General features: G+C 48.7%; 19 protein-coding genes. 3 read left to right on the forward strand and 16 right to left on the reverse strand.

From position 1 onward, the window contains the following. Nucleotides 1-564: 564 nt before the first annotated feature. From L0156_03285 to L0156_03335, 11 genes are all read right to left on the reverse strand, one after another. Complete coding sequence (locus tag L0156_03285; GenBank protein MCI0602011.1) at nt 565-1,326, reverse strand: VTT domain-containing protein; 762 nt, start codon at nt 1,324-1,326, stop codon at nt 565-567. Further along, a complete protein-coding gene (locus L0156_03290; protein MCI0602012.1) occupies nt 1,323-2,690 on the reverse strand; it encodes a B12-binding domain-containing radical SAM protein in 1,368 nt (455 codons plus the stop codon). Before L0156_03290 ends, L0156_03285 begins: the two co-directional genes overlap by 4 nt. After that, the gene (locus tag L0156_03295) at nt 2,691-3,353 is read right to left on the reverse strand and encodes a hypothetical protein (GenBank protein MCI0602013.1); all 663 of its coding nucleotides are present in this window, start codon (nt 3,351-3,353) and stop codon (nt 2,691-2,693) included. 78 nt (nt 3,354-3,431) lie between these two features. Beyond that, nucleotides 3,432-3,707, reverse strand: coding sequence for a DUF721 domain-containing protein (locus L0156_03300; protein ID MCI0602014.1), 276 nt, complete (start codon nt 3,705-3,707; stop codon nt 3,432-3,434). 4 nt (nt 3,708-3,711) lie between these two features. Then, a complete protein-coding gene (locus tag L0156_03305) occupies nt 3,712-4,215 on the reverse strand; it encodes an acetyl-CoA carboxylase biotin carboxyl carrier protein subunit (GenBank protein ID MCI0602015.1) in 504 nt (167 codons plus the stop codon). After that, nucleotides 4,212-5,699, reverse strand: coding sequence for an acetyl-CoA carboxylase biotin carboxylase subunit (locus L0156_03310; protein MCI0602016.1), 1,488 nt, complete (start codon nt 5,697-5,699; stop codon nt 4,212-4,214). Before L0156_03310 ends, L0156_03305 begins: the two co-directional genes overlap by 4 nt. 65 nt (nt 5,700-5,764) lie before the next feature. Further along, nucleotides 5,765-7,309 (reverse strand): acyl-CoA carboxylase subunit beta, encoded by a 1,545-nt coding sequence (locus L0156_03315; GenBank protein ID MCI0602017.1) that lies wholly within the window; start codon nt 7,307-7,309, stop codon nt 5,765-5,767. A 48-nt stretch (nt 7,310-7,357) separates the two neighbouring features. Continuing rightward, complete coding sequence (locus L0156_03320) at nt 7,358-8,152, reverse strand: hypothetical protein (protein MCI0602018.1); 795 nt, start codon at nt 8,150-8,152, stop codon at nt 7,358-7,360. A gap of 4 nt (nt 8,153-8,156) precedes the next feature. Then, the gene (locus tag L0156_03325) at nt 8,157-9,026 is read right to left on the reverse strand and encodes an ABC transporter ATP-binding protein (GenBank protein ID MCI0602019.1); all 870 of its coding nucleotides are present in this window, start codon (nt 9,024-9,026) and stop codon (nt 8,157-8,159) included. Next, nucleotides 9,023-9,559 carry a GntR family transcriptional regulator gene (locus tag L0156_03330; GenBank protein MCI0602020.1) on the reverse strand — a complete coding sequence of 179 codons (537 nt, stop codon included), beginning with the start codon at nt 9,557-9,559 and terminating at the stop codon, nt 9,023-9,025. The genes L0156_03325 and L0156_03330 overlap by 4 nt, the downstream gene beginning before the upstream one ends. After that, nucleotides 9,522-10,964 carry a hypothetical protein gene (locus L0156_03335; protein MCI0602021.1) on the reverse strand — a complete coding sequence of 481 codons (1,443 nt, stop codon included), beginning with the start codon at nt 10,962-10,964 and terminating at the stop codon, nt 9,522-9,524. The genes L0156_03330 and L0156_03335 overlap by 38 nt, the downstream gene beginning before the upstream one ends. A gap of 186 nt (nt 10,965-11,150) precedes the next feature. On the opposite strand from L0156_03335, the gene L0156_03340 reads away from it, so the two are divergent. Continuing rightward, nucleotides 11,151-12,479, forward strand: coding sequence for an alkaline phosphatase family protein (locus L0156_03340; GenBank protein MCI0602022.1), 1,329 nt, complete (start codon nt 11,151-11,153; stop codon nt 12,477-12,479). Between the two features lie 60 nt (nt 12,480-12,539). Here L0156_03340 and fsa read toward each other — a convergent pair whose 3' ends face one another. From fsa to L0156_03355, 3 genes are all read right to left on the reverse strand, one after another. Continuing rightward, nucleotides 12,540-13,184: a fructose-6-phosphate aldolase gene (gene fsa, locus L0156_03345; GenBank protein ID MCI0602023.1), complete on the reverse strand. Its 645-nt coding sequence runs from the start codon at nt 13,182-13,184 to the stop codon at nt 12,540-12,542. 81 nt (nt 13,185-13,265) lie between these two features. Then, on the reverse strand, nt 13,266-14,777 hold the full coding sequence (locus L0156_03350) for a DegQ family serine endoprotease (GenBank protein MCI0602024.1): 1,512 nt from the start codon (nt 14,775-14,777) through the stop codon (nt 13,266-13,268). Between the two features lie 85 nt (nt 14,778-14,862). After that, nucleotides 14,863-15,765, reverse strand: coding sequence for a DUF72 domain-containing protein (locus L0156_03355; GenBank protein MCI0602025.1), 903 nt, complete (start codon nt 15,763-15,765; stop codon nt 14,863-14,865). A 150-nt stretch (nt 15,766-15,915) separates the two neighbouring features. Between L0156_03355 and L0156_03360 the strand changes: the two genes are divergently transcribed. Continuing rightward, the gene (locus tag L0156_03360; protein MCI0602026.1) at nt 15,916-17,223 is read left to right on the forward strand and encodes an ROK family protein; all 1,308 of its coding nucleotides are present in this window, start codon (nt 15,916-15,918) and stop codon (nt 17,221-17,223) included. A 121-nt stretch (nt 17,224-17,344) separates the two neighbouring features. Here L0156_03360 and recA read toward each other — a convergent pair whose 3' ends face one another. Together recA and L0156_03370 are read right to left on the reverse strand one after the other, a co-directional pair. After that, nucleotides 17,345-18,367 (reverse strand): recombinase RecA, encoded by a 1,023-nt coding sequence (gene recA, locus L0156_03365; protein MCI0602027.1) that lies wholly within the window; start codon nt 18,365-18,367, stop codon nt 17,345-17,347. A gap of 82 nt (nt 18,368-18,449) precedes the next feature. Beyond that, nucleotides 18,450-19,853 carry an aspartate ammonia-lyase gene (locus tag L0156_03370; protein MCI0602028.1) on the reverse strand — a complete coding sequence of 468 codons (1,404 nt, stop codon included), beginning with the start codon at nt 19,851-19,853 and terminating at the stop codon, nt 18,450-18,452. Between the two features lie 130 nt (nt 19,854-19,983). Between L0156_03370 and L0156_03375 the strand changes: the two genes are divergently transcribed. Further along, a complete protein-coding gene (locus L0156_03375; GenBank protein MCI0602029.1) occupies nt 19,984-21,042 on the forward strand; it encodes a hypothetical protein in 1,059 nt (352 codons plus the stop codon). The last annotated feature ends 33 nt before the right edge of the window (nt 21,043-21,075 follow it).

Consider the following 21,075-nt stretch of genomic DNA (forward strand, 5'->3'; position numbering starts at 1 on the left):
CCTTCGACGACGTGTGACTTTATGGATTGAGATTCAACAGCATTAGCAGTGTTTTTCGAACTTCCCTCCACCATTCTGATAATAGGCGCATGCGCCAAACCAAAAGCTCCCAAGAGCAGACACAGAATAAGCAGTCCTTTCTTCATGTTTTTTTCTTGAAACCTCGATTTAGTTTTATTTGGGGTGGTGAAAAACGGGGTGAAAACTGCGACACGAGCCGTTCTGACGCAACTTACGCTACAATAGGATTGCTGGGTGAACGACAATAATAAGAATCGTGTGTGATATGTCAAGCGAAATGGGGCACATTTTTCAAGATTTTCTTACGAGATTTTGGAGGATTTTTTGTTGGGAAGGATAAGGCGAACTAGGTCTAAAAAGATCCAAAAAAGGCAAGAAGCCGCTGATGTATCTCCGTCGGATCGAGGGGGTTTCCGGTGTATTGCTCGAGAAAATCGGACGGTGTAGCAAAAATAACCATAAGAAAGATCAGACATGAAACGTCCCATTGCCAGGATCCACGCTCATAATGCCAGAAAATTACATTACGAAAGAACCATCCAATCACGCCCTTCTCCTTTTTTTAATGATATCAGAAACGAACTTCACAGCAGCAGGCAACACGGTGATCAGGAATATCACAAGGATGTACTTTGCTGGAAGCTCCTTTCCCAGATAGGCAATGATCAGATAACGCGGAAAACGGCCCACAAACGCGGCAGCCACATATTTGAGAAAGGAATAAGCGCGGGAAATGGCCAGCAGACGGATCACGTCGACAGGAATGGGAAGAAAAGATGCAGCCGATAGTGTGACGAATGCGTAGCGGTCAAAAAACGAGAGCAGCTTTTTGTAAGTGCTGATATCACGAATTTTTTTGACTTTATTATGGCGAAACAACCAGCCAAGAATCACATAATCATTGAGGTTGGCGACACAGGTGCCGATCGCGCCAACAAAAGCCACCAGAACAGGATGGAAGACTTTGGCTGTGAAAGCAATCGGTGGAAGCGTGGGAATAGGAAAAAACTGGCAGGCAACACACATGTAAATGAAATAGCCATAGAGAACTGTGGGACTCGCCGGAACTTGAAAACCCTGTTTCCCGATATTCCTTAAAGTCCCTATGAAAGAGGGACCTTCGAGAAAGACGAGACGCACGGCAACGATGAGAAAGTAAAAGGAGAGGAGAAACAAGAAAACCCGTTTGATGGGAATTTCCGGAATTGCAATGGGGGGCATTGCGGAAGACGGCGGCATGACTTCCGTTTCAAGCTCACCCGCTTCTTTGATGAGTTCCCGAATTTCAGCAGGTTTTGAAGTCATGAGGCAATTCCTCGCGCTCTAATTCTTTCATTGTTCGAATTACAAAGATCCTTGATGTATTGCAAATCTTGTTCCGTCATCCGTGTATTCTTCAATGGAAAATAGGAATGATTTTGAAGAAGTGGTTCGACCAGAAAATGATCGCCAATTTTTTTGCGCGCAACCTCGGCTTCCGGGGTGCCAGGAATCGGGGAAAAAGTTGCCAGACGCGCGATCACTCCAAGACCGGCGGCAAATTCGAGGCTGTTGAGGACATCCTCCATTTTCTGATCGGGCAAACCCTGAATCAAATAACATTCGACGTCTCCCGCGACGTAACCCGCCCGGTATAGGTTATTGATCGCGTTCTCAAAAAGTTGATTCGTCACTTTATTGTTTGCCTGCACCTTCTGAATGTCAGGATTCACGGATTCCAAAGACAAACGGATAGTCTTGAAACCGCTTGTGTACATGAGCTCCGCCAGACGTCCATCGATTTCTCGCGCATTCAGACCATTTGGTGTGTGGAATTTTGCCTGGATTCCACGCGCGATGACTTTTTCGAGCAAAGGCTGCAAATGTTTTTTGTGATGGATCAACAACGCATCGTCATAGAAAACGAAATGCTCAATATGGTCTTCAAAATAGTACTTTTCCAGTTCTGCCAGCACGTTGTCCACATTCCGTTGCTGAAACTTCTGGTCATTCAGAACGTCGGAAGCGCAAAAGGTGCACCGGTAAGGACACCCACGGGAAGTCATCAAAACACGGTATCGTTTTTCGCCTGTTAAATGCCAGGCAGGCCACGGGTAATCGTGAAGACTGAACTTCGGGGAGCGGGCCTCCGCGCCCGCCTGGCGGCCAGGGACGGCCGCCCTCTGCAAATTATTCAAGAAATCCACAATTTGGTTCTCAAATTCCCCCGCGACAACGACATCGGCCCCTGCATGCAACCGGGCATGATGCAGCATCAAAGTGGCATAGATGCCTCCCAGTAAGATCTTCGTTTCCGGATAAGCCTCGCGCAGATTTCGAATCGTTTCCTGGATGCCGGGATACCAGTAGGTCATTCCGGAGGTCACCAGAATCACATCCGGGTTTTGCAATCCCTTCAGCCGCTCATGAAATTCATCCGGGGAAATACCAAAGCGTCTGTAGTGGCGCAGAATTCCTTTCAATGGTTCCGGTGTGGGAATGATTTTCTTCGCAAATTTTGCGCGTCCATCAGGTTTGTGCTCAAAACGTTTTTCCAGACAATCCACATAATCCAGATCGAAGCCGTTTTGAGCAAGCACCCCGGCGAGATAGAGCAATCCGAGTGGTTGGATCCAAAGATCGTACGCAGAAAAGTCATGAATCCAGGGACGAACAAGCAATGCACGCATCTACTGAATGATATATCCCTGATTCGTAATGATCACCCGCTTCTTGTTTCCACTGAAATAGACCGATTCGGTGTAGAAAACATTCATGACGGGGTTTGAGTCACGGTACTTATACAGAAAAAGAAGGACCGGATCGTTCACATATTTTTGCATCCATTGCGCATCGGGTTTTTTACCATAATGGAAATCTGTTTCCTGATTTCCGCGAAAGGTTACCATTCGATGGTACGTGCGAAGGCCAAGCACATCCATCCAATCCGGAAAGCGCAAAAAGATTCCGGCTGCGGCCGTCTGCGGACCTTTCACATGCGCCTGCACTCTCCGGCCGTCTGAACCAACGAAATCCACGCTGTTGCCCGCACGCGTCATGAGGCCCTGTATGCCCACTTTCTTGCCGACAAATTGAAATCCCGCAAGATAAAAGGAAAGCACCAACAGCAGAAGTCCAAAGAACAACATAACGGACCAGAATTGAATCGCATGCGAATACCATTTGTACAACCGGGGATCATAAGGGGCAGGTGGATTTCTTTTTCTACGATATTGATCCCACCACAACCCGAAACGCTTCAGCCAGAAAAACAGAAAGAACGCAATGAGAATCAGGCAAACAATTGTGAAATGCAAATAAGGAAATTGGAATGCCCTGGCGATAGAAAGCATGGGAGTTATTGTAGCACTTGTCTTGTAAACAAAGTGGAGCGGGCGTCTCGCCTGCGCGCAGACGGAACCGCCTACATCTTACGCGAACTCGACATCTTTCAGAAGATTCTTCCTTACGTACTTATTAATCCGCGCAATGATTTCCGGTTTCATGCCATCCAGCGTGACTTGCCATTGCGGTTGCGTCACACGGACCCGCAGGATTCCTTCCTCAAAACGGACCGGCTCACTGACTTTCCTGATTTTTTCTCCCACACAGTAATTCCATGCGATTCGAACGATCCCCTCCTGCACTTCAGGAATCTCGGAATAGTGTTCCGACAGAATTGGAAAGAGCTCAGCTAATGGAAACATTTGCTTATTCCAAAATCATCAGGGTTTGAGACAAGGAGACCGGCTCCCCTTCCCGAACATGAATTCTGGAAACCGTTCCCGATTTTGGCGCCTTTAGCTCGTTTTGCATTTTCATGGCTTCCATGATCAAAAGTGAATCTCCTTCCCTTACAGCGCTTTTCTCCTGCACAGATACTTTCACAATTTTTCCAGGCATTGGCGCTTGAATCTTCAACGGCCCGGACGCGCCGGCCGGGCGAACGCTTTCAGCCGCCTGAAATTTCTTCGCATCAATCAGCTGGAGATCAATGGTGCCGTTAAACAAGTAAACAGTAAACAGATTTCCGTTTTTCTTCTCCAATCCAACTTCGTGGGATCTACCTTCAATGAGCATCGCAATGCTCTGTGAACGCGGCCTGAACGCATCCACAGTAAAACTTTTGTTTTCTATTGTCAAACAGTACCGACTTTTCTCTCGCGTAATCTCGACTGCAATTTCTTTTCCGTTCAGGATCGCAATGTATTTCATGATCGCAATCCTTCTATGCGAGCAAACGATCTCCAGGCGTTCGTCGCTTGGGGCGCGCGCGGAGTTGCTGTCAAACTTTCAAACTGCGCTATCGCGGCTGCCACAATCGCTATTTCTTCAAGTGGAGGATCCAGGATTTGCTCCGGATGCGAAAGGATTTCATCCACAAAAGAAGTGGTGACATTTCCTTCAAGAAAAACGGCATCCCTCATAACTCGCTCATAAAAAGGAATCGTTGTTTTGATCCCGAGAACTTGATACTCTTCGAGGGCCCGCTTCATGCGATCGATCGCTTCCCGCCGGTTCTCTCCCCATGCGACAAGTTTCGAAAGAAGCGGATCATAATGAATGGAAACTTCGTAACCTTCATAGATTCCGCTGTCATCTCTGATTCCGGGCCCTCCTGGAATTCGCAGTCCGGATATTTTTCCAGGAGATGGCATGAAATTGTTTTGCGGATCTTCGGCATAGATCCTGCATTCAATCGCAGCTCCGCGAAACAAAATATCCTTTTGTGAATAGCTCAATGCCTGTCCGGCCGCAATGCGAATTTGCTCTTTCACCACATCCACGCCGGTGACGCATTCCGTAACAGGATGTTCGACCTGCAACCGTGTGTTCATTTCCAAGAAATAGAAGTTCTGATCCACGTCTACAAGAAATTCCATGGTGCCTGCATTCGTATATCCGATTTCCTTTGCGGCATTGACAGCCACGGTGGTCATTTTTTCGCGAGTGCCTTGATTTATGAAAGGGGACGGGCTTTCTTCAATCACCTTTTGATGCCGTCTTTGAATCGAACATTCCCGTTCCCCTAAGTGAATGATGTTCCCCTGATGATCGGCCAGGATCTGAACTTCCACATGGTGTGGATTCTCGATCTTTTTTTCGAGATACACGGAGGAATCGCCGAAAGCAGATCCGGCTTCCGATTGCGCCAGACGAAAACCTTCTTCGAGCTCCATACTGTTGCGTGCAAGCCGCATTCCTTTTCCTCCGCCTCCTGCAACGGCTTTGATCATCAAAGGAAAGCCGGCTCCTTCAGCGAATCGATGAGCCTGATGAATATCTTTTAAAGGCTCCATTGTGCCGGGGACCACAGGAGTTCCACTAGCGTGAACGGCGAGTCGCGCGCGGATTTTGTTCCCCATCATTTCGATTACTTTGCTTCGTGGCCCGATGAATGTAATGCCCGCTTCCTCGCAAGCCGCCGCAAAGGCGGAGCGCTCCGCAAGGAAACCGTATCCCGGATGAACCGCGTCGCATTGCGTCTCTTGCATCACTTCGATCAAGCGTGGAATGTTGAGGTAACTTTCCAGGGAAGATGCAGGACCAATTTGGTAAGCTTCATCGGCAAGACGCACCGCAAGCGAAGCGCGGTCCGCATCCGAATAGCCAACGACCGCTGTTAAATGCATCTCGCGGCAAGCGCGAATAACGCGCACAGCGATCTCACCGCGATTCGCAATAAAGATTCGTTTCATGTAATCAAAGTAGCGCGGGCGTCTCGCCTGCAAGCAGCGCAGACGGGACGTCCGCGCCACTTTGTTTACAATGGAATATTGCCATGCTTTTTGGGTGGGTTTTTATCTCGTTTGTTTTCTAGCGCGGAAAGCGCGGTAACAAGTCGTTGGCGGGTCATGCGAGGCTCAATGACTTCATCGATATATCCTCTTTCGGCCGCGATGTAAGGATTAGCAAATTTTTCTCTGTACTCTTTTATCAATTGTGCGCGCAAAGCCTCAGGATCCGGAGTTTTGGCAAGTTCTCGCCGATAGACAATGTTCACGGCTCCTTCCGGCCCCATGACCGCAATCTCCGCTGTGGGATATGCAAAATTAAAATCTGTTCGAATATGTTTGCTCGCCATCACACAATAAGCTCCACCATAGGACTTTCTGGTAATCACGGTGATTTTCGGGACCGTGGCTTCGGCAAATGCAAAAAGGAGTTTGGCGCCATGCTTGATGATGCCGTTTAATTCCTGATCCGTTCCCGGCAAAAATCCGGGCACGTCTTCGAAAACAATCAACGGGATATTAAAGCAGTCACAAAAACGCACGAACCTCGCTCCCTTGACGGAGGCATTGATGTCCAGCACGCCTGCGAGATGAGCCGGTTGATTTCCCACGATTCCCACGGTGCGTCCCGCAAGACGCGCGAAACCCACTACAATATTCGAAGCAAAATGATGGTGGACTTCAAAAAAATTGCCATTATCGACAACGAGTTTGATCAGATTTTTCATGTCATAAGGACGATTGGGATCTTCCGGGACGATGGAATTCAAGGAGTCCTCCGCGCGAGAAGGATCATCTTCCGTTGCGACAAAGGGTGGATCTTCCAAATTGTTACTGGGAATGTACGAAAGAAGCTCCCGGATCATGGAAATGCAATGCTGATCATTGTCGGCTGCAAAATGCGCGACACCGCTGACCGTGTTGTGAGTCATCGCTCCGCCTAACTCTTCTTTCGTCACCTCTTCATGAGTCACCGTTTTAATCACGTCCGGCCCCGTTATAAACATGTAGCTGGTATCCTTCACCATGAAAATGAAATCGGTGATCGCAGGAGAGTAGACGGCTCCGCCCGCGCAGGGCCCCATGATCGCGCTGATCTGCGGGATGACTCCGGACGCGAGAGTGTTTCGAAGAAATATGTCTGCATAGCCTCCCAGACTGGCCACCCCTTCCTGAATGCGCGCCCCCCCCGAGTCGTTTAGACCGATCAAAGGAGCGCCGACCTTCATCGCCTGGTCCATGATTTTCACGACCTTAGCGGCATTCGTTTCGCTCAGACTTCCGCCAAAAACCGTAAAATCTTGTGCGAACAAAAAAACGAGTCGTCCGTCGATCTTGCCGTAACCCGTGACGAAGCCATCACCAGGAATCTTCTGCTCCTCCATCCCGAAATCTAAACTGCGGTGCACAACAAACCGGTCAGTTTCGATAAAGGATCCCTCATCCAGGAGCAACTCGATTCTTTCGCGGGCGGTGAGCTTCCCTTCCTTGTGCTGCTTTTTAATGCGTTCAGCCCCGCCCCCTTTTTCCGCTTCCTCATTCAACCGCTTCAGGTGCTCGAATTTCTCGCTCATGGCTACCATGATAGCACCTTGGAAGCCTTACTCGTGAGACGGGACTTGCTACAGAGTTTCAGCCAATGTGACCCAGAAATGCATCCAAAAAGTGTTGGACATGCTATAGCCCATCAGAAATATCCAAAACGGCAACACCAGAAAGCAAAGAACAACCGGAAAAGCACCTTTGATTCCAAATTTCAATCCTCGCTCCAACTTAAAGGCGGCTAAAGTGGGCGTAAAAAAAACAAAGATTGTAGGAATCAAAAATGTTAAATGAAATAACTCAATTGGCTCAGAAGACCAGTAATGAATGTAATACAGGAATAATCCACGAAAAAACAGATCGACGGTTGAAAAAATCAAGGCAAGGCCCGCACCGAGCACCGGCAAATTCAACACATAGGAGATACTGAAGCTCAAGCAGTGAAGAGTCCAAGCGTACAATACAATCATTCCAAACGGTAACTCAAACAGCTCGAGACGATAAGCCGCAATGTAAAAGACTTCTCGAACTCCAAGCAGAGAAAATACCACCACGAAAATAAAAGCGGTGAAAAAAAGATTGATAAGATAAGCGCCATAAATCCTCAGGATTGGGTGGACAGGCAATAACTCTTCATGATTTTTATCCTCTGTTTTTCTCAGCGATGCGGCGGCGGAAGAAGCAAGAAAAACAATCACAAGGGGCATCAACAGTATCATCAAACTCGCGGCGCCTGAAAAGGATTCGATCAAACGAAGCGAAGTCGTTAACGGAAGGAGGAGAGCAGGAATCATTATTCCGAATACAAGAGCAAGTAATGTTGAAAGAAATGTCTTACTCTGCTTCCAGAATTCCAGTTTGATCAGCGTTAGCATAAGCTCATGAGTTAGAAAGGAGAAGTTTTAAAGTTTCTTCGACGGGTAAGGATGAAATTTCCATTTGACTGAGCAATTCCTGTTGGCGGATTCGATAGAGTGTTTCCTTGTGCATTACCACCCACCTGACCAGGTCTCCCATCTTTTGCTGGTGCAGTAAAACCAGGCCCTGTACGGCTTCCGTGCTTTTCAGTCTTCCAGTCACCTGATGAACATTCTGTTTTAATTCCTCCAGTGAACAGGACGCTACGATCCGGCCGCCGGCTAGAATCCAGACCTCATCCAAAACGCCAAGCAACTCTTCCATATGGTGATTCGCAACGAGAATCGTTTTTGCTTCCCGGGTCAATTCGCGAACAAAGTGAGAGAGCAGTGAATCACGAATCACAGCGTCCAATCCCGAAGTCGGTTCATCCAAAAGAAGGATCTGCGGATTGTGCGCCGTCGCGCAAATCCATGCTGTCTTGGCAAGCGTTCCTTTGCTCGCCCCTTTCACCGGCGTTTTTGTATCCAATTCCAGTGCTTTCGACATCGCGATAGTTTTTTGCCAGTTCCAGGTAGGAAAAAATCCTTCACGCAAACGAAAGATATCTTCAATTCTCATAAACTCATGAAAGGAAGGCCGTTCCGGAACGTATCCAACACGCAAACGGATTTCACCTGTGCCATTCGGTATCATTCCCAATACAGACGCATATCCCGAATCGGATGCGATAATATCCAACAGGATCCGAAACAACGTCGTCTTTCCTTCTCCGTTGCGACCCAGAAGACCAACGACCTTCCCCTTTTCGATCCTGCCGGAAACGCCGTTCAAAACTTGTTTCTTTCCAAAAGTCTTCTGTATGTTGTGAAGCTCAATTGCAGTATTCATTCTGATTTCAGTTTTACCTTTCCTTTACATCCGAAAACGGAACAGTGCCCTGTTTCCTCCCAGCACTCGCGGTGATGAATCGTCTTACACAATAGACACGAAACCGTGTCCCCTTGAACACTTTCGCGGCAATATGGACATACTGCTGGATACTTTTGAACGATCTTCCTGGGGCATACAACCTCTTCAGCCTTTAAAGTTTGCAGCACGGACTCAATCTCTTCCCAGCTTAATCCCGCCTTCCTCACAGCCTCTACCGCCATAAACAACTCCTGCACAATTTCTGCCACATCGCGGGACGTGTTTCCTCGCGCTTGAAAAGATACGACAACTCCGTCCAGAAACCCCTCTTTGTACAGATTGTAATAAGCGCGCGAAACGATCCATGGACTCACGTGCAGCAATCCCGCCAACTGCTCGGGTTCCGGCAGAATATCGCCAGGTTTTACCTGTCCTTTCAAAAGAAGTTGATGAAAGCAGCCCCGGATTTGCTCTTCAATGGGAACTGGCGAATTCAGATCCAGCGTAATCATGACTCGTCACGATCGGTTCCTCTCTGGGATAGAGACAGAAAACAAAGAGAATTGTTCCCAACAGCCAGAAAAATACCAAAGCGTACTCAGGACGTGATGCTATGCAATTTGGAATCCAACGTTCCAGATTCAACAGTGGCCAGAACTCACTCCCACCATCAGGATTTCTCCAGGTAACGTTCGCAAAAATTTTCCTGTAGTTTGTAAGCATCCTGAAAGCAATATAAATGCTTCCCAGCTGCATTGTGATCAATAATATTTTTTGTTCGGAAATCCACTTCGAATAGATTAGAAAGACTGGCGTCAGGATCAGAGGGATCATCACCACAAAATGCCGCGCCGGGGGAGCATAGCCGCCCAGAGGCGCTCCCCAGCAGAGCGGCAAAAAGTGCAATGCAAAAAGGATAAGCGCTGGAAATGCCACGTTTTGCCGTTTTCGCACACACCAGATCAATGCTGCAAAAAAAGCAACGTAAAAGGGAGCAAAAGGAAGAAGTCCGAATCTTTCATCAAACCAGAATCCAAACAACATCTTGACCATCACTCCCAAGCGTTCGGTTCCTTCCTGCTGCAAAAGCTCCAGCAAGGAAGCCTGTTTTTGCCATCCACCGTAGATGCGATTGGGCGACCAGCTTCCGTACTGGGTCTTCAGGAACACGAAAAATGTCGCAATACCTACTAACGCAATCACCAGATGAACGATCTGCATTTTCGATATTTTTTTCTCATGGTCACGATAGATTAGAACCGTAACCATCCCTGTCAAAACCAGAGCGAGCGCCAGGTATTTCGGGTGAAGCCACATTAACAATCCCGGTATCAGACAAAGTAGAATGGCCGATAACCACGGATGTTTCTGTCGATTGCGCAGAGTGCGCAGCCCAGTGATCAGGAGGGCAAACGCAAATATCTCCGGATAAAACTGGCTGGAGTAAGTCACAAGAGGTGAAGCAAAAGCGGCTCCTGTTGTGATTAGAAACGCCGCAGCCGGGCTTCCGCCCAGTTCCAGACCAAACGACAGAAGCTGATAAATTCCGACTGCCGCAATAAGGCAAATGACAATGCGAAGATAGGCAACGAGCTTGTGTGGAGCGTTATTGCTGATCGTTTTGTACCAGGGAGCTAGAAATAGAGGCATGCCCAGACCGAATGTGGGTATTTCTCTTTTCTTATCCGCGGAAGCAGTGGTGCGTTTCGCCAAAATCGAATCGTAAAACAGCCGGTAGTGCTGCCCCTGATAATTGTTCAATAAAGAGATGTCCCTATCCATCGCGAGACTGTGGGTAATCACGAGATAATGCGGCTCATCTCCTGTTGGAGAAAAAACCCGCGACGTCACGTTGTACGCGATCGCCGAATACGCCAGAAGAACCGCAATCGTAAACAGGAGTCGTCTGAAAAGCATTGCAAGTATTATATTGGCTCCGTGCCGATTCCCCTCCCTTATAAAGGGAGGGGCAAGGAGGGTTGTCCTGAATTTCCCAACCCACCCAACCTCCCCCTTCATAGGGGGAGAAGTGGAATCGACCGCACCTCGCGAGCCCCTACAGTTGACATTTCGGGTACGCGGGGTGTAATTTTACTCACTTCTATGAAGAAACCTATTCTTGCGGTCACAATGGTGTTGCTACTCTCCTGTGGAATCCTTGCGTTCTTCCAATACCGCAGCTCCTCATCAGGCGCAGAGGGCCCGATTTACCTGATCGGTTTGGACGGCGCTTCCTGGAATCTAATGGATCCGTTAATGAAGCAAGGAAAATTGCCAAACATCAGGAAGCTCAAAGAGAAGGGTGTTTCAGGAGACTTGCTGTCTGCTTTTCCTGCACATTCCGCGTTCCTCTGGACGACCATCGCCACGGGCAAGACCAAGGAAAAACATGGCATCGGCGATTTCACAGTAAAAGTTGAGAAAAAAGAACAGCCAAGCACAGGCAATTTGCGTCGTGTGAAAGCTTTCTGGAACATGCTGACAGAGCGGGACATTCCGGTTTCTGTCGTGAATTGGTGGGTCACCTGGCCCCCTGAAAAAGTGAAAGGCGTGATGGTCTCCGATAAATACCGGATGGGAAAACATCGCCAGCTAGATATGCAGGTTACCTTTCCAGCACAACTGCAAGAGAAAATGCCGTACCCTGAAATCAACAAAACTCGCGCGCATAGAGAATGGAAACAATATCATCTGCCGGAACTGTATGACGTAACTAACGACGGCCGCATCACTGCATTCGACAAGGCGCTGAAAGCTTATCCGACTTACTGGTGCCAGGATGCTTCCGTTTGGGATGCATCTAAATACGTGTTAAAGAATCATCCCGCAAAAGTGTTTGCTGTTGTTTTTAGAATTGTAGATATTTCGAGCCATTTCATGTGGTGCTATCTTCCACTGGACAAACTTGACTACGCCCGAAAGAAATCAAAGGAAGGAACTTTAACGGCTGCAGATATAGAAAGTCTTGATAAGGAATTCGCCAGAATTATCGAACCTGTTTACACTTACGCGGACACCATTGTGGGAGACATCATGAAATCCGCGCCGGAAAATTCCACTTTTATGATCGTTTCGGATCATGGCTTCGGATTTCACCGCACGAGTTACACCCACACCACTCAGGCCGTGCCTCCCGCAGGGATTATCATTCTTTCTGGCGGACCCTACAAGAAAGGAGCCACGATTCAGGAAGCAACCATCTACGACATCACGCCAACGTTGCTGTACCAACTGCGCCTTCCTGTTGCAAAGGATTTTGACGGCAAACCACTGGTCGATGCATTTCAACAACACTATCGCGCGGAACATCAACTCGCCGTGATTCCTACCTGGGAAACCGGTCCCGCCAACACCGGAGAAAAACCAATTCAATCCGAGACGGACGAAGAGACGCTCGAAGACTTACGGGCTCTGGGTTACATTCAGGAATAGTTCAAAGTAGTGCGGGCGTCCCACCTGCGAAGCTCGCAGACGAGACATCCGCGCTACTCCTTACTTAGACACTTTTTCCCAATCTTTGCGGAACTTTTCAGCCCCTATATCGGAGAGCGGATGGTTGAGTAGTTTATCCAGCACATTGTAGGGGAGAGTAGCAATATCGGCGCCGGCCAGTGCGGCCTGCACAACATGGACAGGATGCCGGATACTTGCGGCCAGAATTTCGGTTTCAATATCGTAGTTATCGAAGATCGCTGCAATTTGATCGATTAATTCCATTCCTTCCTGCGCAATATCATCCAGCCGGCCAATAAAGGGACTTACATAAGCTGCTCCCGCTTTCGAAGCAAGAAGCGCTTGGGTAGGCGAAAAAATCAACGTGACGTTCACACGAATCCCTTCGGAGCTCAATTTACGTATGACTTTCAGACCTTCCCAATTGATCGGAACTTTTACAACGATATTGTCCGCAATCTTTGCCAGGTCCCGCCCTTCTTCCACCATTTCTTCAAAACGCAACTTCACGACTTCTGCGCTTACAGGCCCTTTCACAATCGAACAAATCTCTTTCAAAATGTCACGATAGTTTCCTGATTCCTTCGAAATCAATGATGGATTTGTCGTGACTCCATCCAGAATACCCATTGCTTGAGCTTCTCGTATTTCTTTCAGGCTTGCCGTATCAATAAAAAGTTTCATGGTTGCGCCTCCGTGAAATGGTAATTCATTATAGAACAAGAAAGGCGGACGCTAACGCCCGCCTTTTTCACAAATCAAAAACTATTTCTTTGGAATCTCTACGGGAATGAACAGGCTACCACCGCCCCGGTAAATGAGGAACAGCAGAGTATCGCCCGGTTTTGCATTGTCAATGCGGTCGCGATAATCGCTTACGCTCTTGACCGGTTCCCGATTGATTTCCAGAATCACATCCCCGCGGGCCAGTCCGGCCTCTTCGGCAGGGCTGTTTACTTTTACCCTGGTAATTAAAACACCTTCGTCGGTTTCCAACCGGAGCTGGCGAGCAGTCTGGCTATCCAGATTGGTGACGGAAATGCCAAGTTCAACCGAACTTTCATCCTTGTTACCATCGTCCTCGCCTTCCGTTGCTTCTATATCTTTCATCTCACCCACACGGACGGTAACTTCTTTTTCTTTTTTGTCCCGAACAATTGTCAATCGAACGTCCGTTCCTGGTTTGGTTGCAGCGACAAGCCGAGGTAAATCACTTCCCTCGTTTAACGTTTTTCCATTGTATTTAACAATGACATCTCCTCGCTTGATTCCGGCTTTTTCAGCAGCCGATCCCTTTGTAACATCTGCAACAACAGCGCCATGATCGACGCCGAATTGGCGCGCCAGTGCATCGTTCCATTGCGTTTGAATCGAAACCCCGAGCTGTCCGCGAACAACGCGCCCTGTAGATTTTAACTGCGGAAGAATCTCTTTTGCCAGATTCACCGGCACAGCAAAACCGATTCCCGCGGATTGTCCGGTTCTGCTTGCAATCGCCGTATTGATGCCAATGACTTCTCCGCGAAGATTCAACAGAGGTCCACCACTGTTTCCAGGATTGATCGAGGCATCGGTCTGAATGAAATCATCGTAGTTGCCTCCAAGCGTTCTTCCCTTAGCGCTGACAACACCGACTGTAACGGTGTGACCGAGACCGAAAGGATTGCCAATCGCGATCACCCAATCGCCCACTTGCAAAGCTCCCGAATCTCCCAGTGCGGCCGCAACGAGTGGATGTTTTGCGGTGATCTTAATCAAAGCGACATCCGTTTTTGGATCGCGACCAATTACCTTCGCCTCCAAACCATTACGCCCTTGCGCATCGCGGTCATCCAGCGAAACGCGAATTTCATCCGCATTTTCTACCACATGATTGTTTGTCAATATATAACCTTCGGGATCAATAATGACTCCTGAACCAAGGGAACTCTGCCGCATTTCGCGCTCCGGCTGCTCTTCAAAAAACCGCCGGAAAAATTCCTGACCACCACCAAAAAAATCCTCTAAAGGATCCCTTCCTCTGACAATTTGAGTGGTATAAATATTTACAACGGTGGGATTCATCCGTTTTGCAATCTTACGAAATGCATCAAAAGTTAAAGGCTGTCCTGAAATATCTTCAGTGGGTACTGTTCGCGCTGCCGGTACTACTTGCGATGTTTCCTGTCCATTCGCTTGATTGAATACATCAAGCTTCGCCGTAAAGACCATGCCAGCAATCAGGCCAACCAGCGCCACGCCCAAAATAGCGATCCAACCAAAGCGCCTGTTGCTCATTTACTTTCCTCCTACCTTATTTTACTATCTAGTGCTTTTAATAATAATAGTGATTTGATCAAAATTCGTGCCACATAAAAGGAGCTCAGGATTCCTCGTCGAACAAATCCACCTGACCTCGCCTTTTTTTCTTTTTCGTCGCGGAAGCAACCTTACGAAGCTCCGGAAAAGCCTTCAAAAGCGGATCCGGGACTGGCACCGGCTCGCGGATTGTCTTCGATTTCAGTTGAAGTATATTGGAAGGTGCCTGCCCACGAAAGTGATTATTTCCGATCACATATACGTCTTTGGCTTTCTTCCCCATCTCTTCAATCCGCGGAACCCAATGATCTAGTTCTTCCTCGGAATACAAGTAATTGTAGCGCGCATCGCGGTTTCCCGAATACCAGTCAGCGTAATTCCTGCCGTGTAGCCGCACATAGCCGACCGGTCCGGTAACTTCCGCTGACGGTTTGACATGATGGCGAAAGATCGGCTCATCCACGTTGCAAAAGCTTACCTGATTCTCCTCGAGCCAGTTTTTCACCGTCTCTCCAATCCAACTACGATGCCGAAACTCAACAGCGAGCGGAAAATTGCGGAAAGATTCCACAAGCTCACTCAAACGATCTACATTTTCCGATGTGTATTTGAAAGCAGCCGGAAATTGAGCGAGCAAAGGTCCCAAACGATTCGCCTCGACCATCGGTCCAAGCACCTGGAAAAACTGATCCAGTTCCTCGCGCTTGACAGGCTGTTTCTCGTGTGTGAATCCCTGATAAATCTTCACTGTAAACTGAAAACGGGGATTGTGTTGAACTCGCTTTACCCAACTCTCAACCATTTTAGACTCAGGAATCCTGTAAAAGGTGTTATTCAGCTCAATCACGTCAAAGAAATTTGCAAGATAGCCCAGCTCATCAAATTTTGCCGGCGCATCCTGTGGATACACGATCCCTTTCCAGTCTTTGTATGACCAGCCTGCTATCCCGAAATAATATTCCGCCATATTTCAACTAATCAAAGTAGCGCAGACGTCCCGTCTGCGCAAACCCGCGGGCGAGACGCCCGCGCTACTTTGTATATAGCCACAGATAAAATAATTTCTCTTATAATCTGTGTTTATCTGTGTTCATCTATGGTTGAATTATAGTGAACTATGCAAGATTACGTGATCGGGGTCGACATCGGTGGCACGAATACTAAGATGGGCGCGCTCGACTATCGCGGAAATATTCTTGCTTCAGTGAGAACGGCCACAGAAGCACAACTCGGCGTAGAAGCGCTTTTAGAACGGCTCTACCTCTTCATCAATCGATTGAGAACGTCGTTACCGGACCAGCATTTGAAGGCCGTGGGGGTTGGTATTCCAGGAGCCGTTTTGTACGAAGAAGGGATTGTCACTCAAGCTCCCAACATTCCGGCGCTTGGCGGTCTGGCGGTCCGGAAAATGCTTCAGGACCTGATCGAAGTCCCGTGCTATCTGGAAAACGACGCCAATGCCGCTGCCGTTGGAGAATACTGGCAGGGAGCCGGGCGCGGATACAAACACGTGTGCTGTTTGACGCTGGGAACAGGAACAGGCGGCGGAATCATTATCGATGGAGAACTTCTGCATGGAGCCGATGGTATGGCGGGTGAAGTGGGTCACATCGCCGTAAAAGCGGATGGAGCTCCTTGCCACTGCGGAAGCATCGGGTGTCTGGAGACTTTTGCATCTGCTAATGGAATCCTACGAATACTGTCAGAGGAATTAGCTAGTAATAAAGACACCACGCTGGCTGCAGTGCCCCGGGGGAGCATGACGCCTGCCGTTGTCTATGAGCATGCCAAAGCCGGAGATTTGGTCGCGCGATCTGTTTTTGTAGAAGCAGGCGCCGGTCTTGGAATCGGACTCGCTTCTCTGGTTAACATCTTCAATCCGGAAGTTATCGTCATCGGAGGCGGAGTTGCGGCAGCTTGGGATCTCATCATGCCGCCTGCGCTGGACACGATGAAACACCATGCGTTTCAGGCCATGGCTGCGCGTGTAAAAGTGGTCCCTGCTGAAAAAGGAGAAGATGCGGGAGTCTATGGCAATGCCTACCTTGCCTGGGAAGCGATCAGGTTGGGAGATGCAAGATTTTCCAACGAACGAAGCCTCACACCATGGGGATTCTGGCAAGTTCTGGAAGAGGGAAAAGACTACAAAGTGAAAAGACTTTACATTCATCCGGGGCACAGGTTGAGTTATCAAAAACATGAACAGCGCGAAGAATCCTGGATGATCGCTGACGGAGAGGCCCTGATTGTTCTCGATGGTCAGGAATGCCGTTTGAAAGCGGGAGACACGATCCACATCCCGAAGAAATCGCTTCACCGGATCGGAAATCCAGGCCCTCACCCTCTCGTATTTTTCGAGGTGCAGCGTGGAACCTACTTCGGTGAAGACGATATCATTCGCCTCGAAGACGATTACAAGCGTTAATTTGAAACCGCCAAGACGCTAGAATTCTTGGCGACTTAGCAAAGTAGCGCGGGCCTCTGGCCGGCGATTCGCAGGCGGGACGCCTGCGCTACTTTGTTTGGCGCCTTGGCGGTTTGATCTTTTAAGCCGGTATCTTTTTCTCTTCTTTGACCAGATTCAGTTTGACGCGCAGCTGTTCTTCCACTTCGTGCGCAATATCCGGGTTCTCTTTCAGAAATCTTTTTACATTTTCTCGACCCTGCCCCAAACGAGTGTCTTTGAAAGAGAACCAGGCTCCGCTTTTGTCGATCACATTATGCTGCGTTCCCAGATCGATGAGGTCCCCCTCGCGGGAGATTCCTTCGCCGTAAATGATGTCGAACTCAGCAATTCGAAATGGAGGAGCAAGCTTGTTTTTAACCACTTTTACTTTTGTGCGGTTTCCAACAGTTTGATCCCCATCCTTGATCGAAAGTTCGCGACGGATTTCCATGCGAACGCTGGAATAAAACTTCAACGCTCGTCCACCAGTTGTGACTTCGTTACTGCCGAACATCACACCGATCTTTTCGCGGATCTGGTTGATGAAAACCAGACAGGTGTTGGAACGGGAAACAATTCCTGTCAGTTTTCGCATTGCCTGAGACATCAACCGGGCCTGCAAACCCATGAAGGAATCGCCCATTTCTCCTTCCAGTTCCGCTTTCGGAACGAGAGCCGCAACAGAGTCGATCACGATACAATCGATTGCTCCACTGCGAATCAACATCTCCGCAATTTCGAGGGCTTGCTCGCCGCTATCAGGCTGCGAGACAAGCAGATTGTCCACAACAACGCCAAGCTTGCGCGAATACTCGGGATCGAGCGCGTGCTCTGCATCGATAAATGCAGCCATGCCTCCCACTTTTTGCGCTTCTGCAATGATATGCAGAGCCAGCGTTGTTTTTCCGGAAGATTCCGGCCCAAATATTTCCACTACACGTCCACGCGGTACACCACCAATCCCCAGAGCCGCATCAATCGAAAGTGCCCCTGTCGAAATGGTCGGAACCAAAATCGCCTCTTTATCACCGAGACGCATGATCGATCCCTTGCCAAACTGCTTTTCAATTTGCAGCAAGGCTACCTCGACCGCTTTGCTTTTGTCGTTTCTAATCTCTGGCATGATGCAGCTCCTTATTCGTAGTTCGCCCTAGTATACACCAGCTTTTTTTTCAACGCAGAGGCGCAGAGCTACGCAGAGTTATTTAAGTTTTCTTGTCGGTCAGGTTCGGTTCCGTGAGACGACGGAGATCAAAGATTTCGTTCCATTGCTGCTCCGTTAACAGCCCCTTTTCGAGCACAATTCCTTTGATCGTACGGCCGGTCTTTAACGATTCCTTTACCACTTCGGCTCCTTTCAAGTAACCGATGTAGGGATTCAAAACTGTTGCAAGCGCCAGCGTATTCTCAGCATACTTATTGCTCACCTCAACGTTCGCTTCGATCCCATCGACGCACTTTTCACGAAATGCGTTCAAAGCGTTCGTTAAAATGGAAAAGGAAAGAAAAAGGTTGTATCCAATGACCGGCATCATGACATTGAGTTCAAGCTGTCCCGCCTGTGAAGCAAGGGTAATGCAACTGTCAGCGCCGATCACCTGAAAGCAAACCATGTTCAGCATTTCAGCCATCACAGGGTTCACTTTCCCGGGCATGATCGAAGATCCCGGCTGAACCGCGGGCAACTGTATTTCGTTCAAGCCGGTGTTTGGCCCGGAAGCCATCAACCGGAGATCGTTTGCGATCCGGATGCATTCAATTGCAAGATTTCGTAAAACAGCAGACATGGCGGTGAAGGGGGCCATGCTCTGCATCGCCTCAAAATAGTTGTCTGTTGTGCGCAATGAAAAACCGGTGATCGTCGCAAGGTTGGATACGATTCTCTTGCGATAATCAGGATGCGTATTCAGGCCGGTCCCAACAGCGCTGCCGCCGATTCCCAGTTCCTGCAGTGCCGTGCTTACGCGTGAAACCTGCTCTTCCGCTCTATGGATACAGGCGGCATAACCGCCGAATTCCTGTCCTAACCGCAAAGGAACTGCATCCTGCAGATGGGTGCGTCCCGCTTTGATCACGGAATCGAATTCCTTGGATTTGGATTCAAACGAATCCTCTAATTTTTCCAGCGCTTCTAATAAGGGAAAAGATAGAGACAACGCTGTCAAACGAATGGCTGTAGGAATGACATCATTAGTGGATTGTCCCATGTTCACATGATCGTTCGGGTGGACGAGTTTGTGATCCCCTTTCTTGCTTCCAAGAATCTCGCACGCGCGATTGGCGATCACTTCATTGATGTTCATATGGAAAGACGTGCCTGCGCCTGCCTGAAAAACATCCACTACAAACTGATCGTGATGGGCTCCCTGCGCTATTGTGAGCGCGACCTGTTCGATGGCGTTGGCTCTTTGCTCATCGAGCAGACCCAGTTCCCGGTTCGTTTTGGCGGCCGCCGCTTTGATCCATGCCAGAGAACGAACGAATTCAGTTTGAAATCGCAACGGGCTGATCCGGAAGTTCTCAACAGCACGCGCCGTCTGGACTCCGTAATATGCTTCCTCGGGAACCTCCAGCTCGCCCAAAGAATCCTTTTCGATTCTGGTCTTCATGCGAACCCTCCATCTTAATAATAGTACTCCTATCCGGCCGCAGGCGAGACGCCTGCGCTACTTTTTTTGCACAATATGTAGTACTATTGACAAAGCATGGTCCACGTAATATGATGGGCAGCAACTGGAGATGGATGTTCAAACGATAGAGGTCAAAACGGACCCGGCCGCCAGACATTCAATCGGCAGCCGCATTGGGCTAATCTTCACCACGGGTGTTTCTGAAATCAAACGCAAAGGGACAGTCACGCGTTTGTATTTTGAAATCAAAGGTCTGGAGCGCGAAAAAGAGAAGTACGTGCATGCTCTGGGCGTGCGCGCCTGGGAAGCTCACCTTCATCATCCGGACCTCGCCGGGATCCTGGTCAATTTAAAAGAACTGCAAATTGAAATGAACCGTCTGAAAACTCAGTTCGGTGAGCACGATACAGAAATTGCAGATATTGATCACACAAAAGCGGAACTGACTGAAAAATTCAATAAAGATCTGGACTTTCTGGAACAGGCGATCGTGCCTCATCGGGAAAGGATAGAAAAAATCAATGCAGAGAAGGAAAGCAACAAGATTCAGATTGAAGAATTGCGATCTAAGCAGGACCATATTTCCCAACAGATCCGTTTGCATCAACAAAGCATTCAGGAACTCGATCTGGGTTCAGATGCAGACAAGGAAGCAAAAATACGGGTGGAACAGGAAGCTATCCGCGGCCTGTATGTAGAAAAAGCCGATCTGGATTGTAAGCTGCCTTTTCTTCTTTCCACAGCGGAGAAGCTGAAGATCGAACTTGCCAATGAACGCGCTGAAATCGAACGGGGAGAACAGAACAAAGAAACCTCGAAGCGCGATTTTGAGCAGCGTATCAAAGGCCACAACGAACAGATTCAACATCTGGAAGACAAGAAAAAACAGCTCAACCGGGAAATGGAACACTACCGGCGCGATATGCAGCCCTTCCTTTATGATCTCGGGAAAAAAGTCGAACAGTTGCGGTTGGAAGAAGATTCCTTCCACGAAAACTACGAACAGCTCGACACTTACAACCGCGATGTGCAAACGCGACAGAAGCAAATCATCGAAGCGGAATCGCTTTCCCGCGCAATGGATCGCGCAGCCTGGACCAAATTCCTGGTCTTTTCCGGAACCATGGCCGCCCTTTTTGCTTCGGCGATCATGCTCCTACTGAAATAACGCGGGCGTCCCGCCTGCGGTGGTTACGCAGAC

The organism is bacterium (assembly GCA_022616075.1).
GTDB lineage: Bacteria > Acidobacteriota > HRBIN11 > JAKEFK01 > JAKEFK01 > JAKEFK01.

Excerpts from the sequence above, each read along its gene's own strand:
- L0156_03320 (MCI0602018.1), bottom strand. The coding sequence starts at position 8,152 with ATGCTAACGCTGATCAAACTGGAATTCTGGAAGCAGAGTAAGACATTT.
- L0156_03330 (MCI0602020.1), bottom strand. The coding sequence starts at position 9,559 with ATGATTACGCTGGATCTGAATTCGCCAGTTCCCATTGAAGAGCAAATC.
- L0156_03360 (MCI0602026.1), top strand. The coding sequence starts at position 15,916 with ATGCAAGATTACGTGATCGGGGTCGACATCGGTGGCACGAATACTAAG.
- L0156_03340 (MCI0602022.1), top strand. The coding sequence starts at position 11,151 with ATGAAGAAACCTATTCTTGCGGTCACAATGGTGTTGCTACTCTCCTGT.
- L0156_03285 (MCI0602011.1), bottom strand. The coding sequence starts at position 1,326 with ATGACTTCAAAACCTGCTGAAATTCGGGAACTCATCAAAGAAGCGGGT.
- L0156_03295 (MCI0602013.1), bottom strand. The coding sequence starts at position 3,353 with ATGCTTTCTATCGCCAGGGCATTCCAATTTCCTTATTTGCATTTCACA.
- L0156_03305 (MCI0602015.1), bottom strand. The coding sequence starts at position 4,215 with ATGAAATACATTGCGATCCTGAACGGAAAAGAAATTGCAGTCGAGATT.
- L0156_03375 (MCI0602029.1), top strand. The coding sequence starts at position 19,984 with ATGGATGTTCAAACGATAGAGGTCAAAACGGACCCGGCCGCCAGACAT.
- L0156_03350 (MCI0602024.1), bottom strand. The coding sequence starts at position 14,777 with ATGAGCAACAGGCGCTTTGGTTGGATCGCTATTTTGGGCGTGGCGCTG.
- L0156_03355 (MCI0602025.1), bottom strand. The coding sequence starts at position 15,765 with ATGGCGGAATATTATTTCGGGATAGCAGGCTGGTCATACAAAGACTGG.
- L0156_03300 (MCI0602014.1), bottom strand. The coding sequence starts at position 3,707 with ATGTTTCCATTAGCTGAGCTCTTTCCAATTCTGTCGGAACACTATTCC.
- L0156_03290 (MCI0602012.1), bottom strand. The coding sequence starts at position 2,690 with ATGCGTGCATTGCTTGTTCGTCCCTGGATTCATGACTTTTCTGCGTAC.
- L0156_03310 (MCI0602016.1), bottom strand. The coding sequence starts at position 5,699 with ATGAAACGAATCTTTATTGCGAATCGCGGTGAGATCGCTGTGCGCGTT.
- L0156_03325 (MCI0602019.1), bottom strand. The coding sequence starts at position 9,026 with ATGAATACTGCAATTGAGCTTCACAACATACAGAAGACTTTTGGAAAG.
- L0156_03370 (MCI0602028.1), bottom strand. The coding sequence starts at position 19,853 with ATGAAGACCAGAATCGAAAAGGATTCTTTGGGCGAGCTGGAGGTTCCC.
- fsa (MCI0602023.1), bottom strand. The coding sequence starts at position 13,184 with ATGAAACTTTTTATTGATACGGCAAGCCTGAAAGAAATACGAGAAGCT.
- L0156_03315 (MCI0602017.1), bottom strand. The coding sequence starts at position 7,309 with ATGAGCGAGAAATTCGAGCACCTGAAGCGGTTGAATGAGGAAGCGGAA.
- recA (MCI0602027.1), bottom strand. The coding sequence starts at position 18,367 with ATGCCAGAGATTAGAAACGACAAAAGCAAAGCGGTCGAGGTAGCCTTG.
- L0156_03335 (MCI0602021.1), bottom strand. The coding sequence starts at position 10,964 with ATGCTTTTCAGACGACTCCTGTTTACGATTGCGGTTCTTCTGGCGTAT.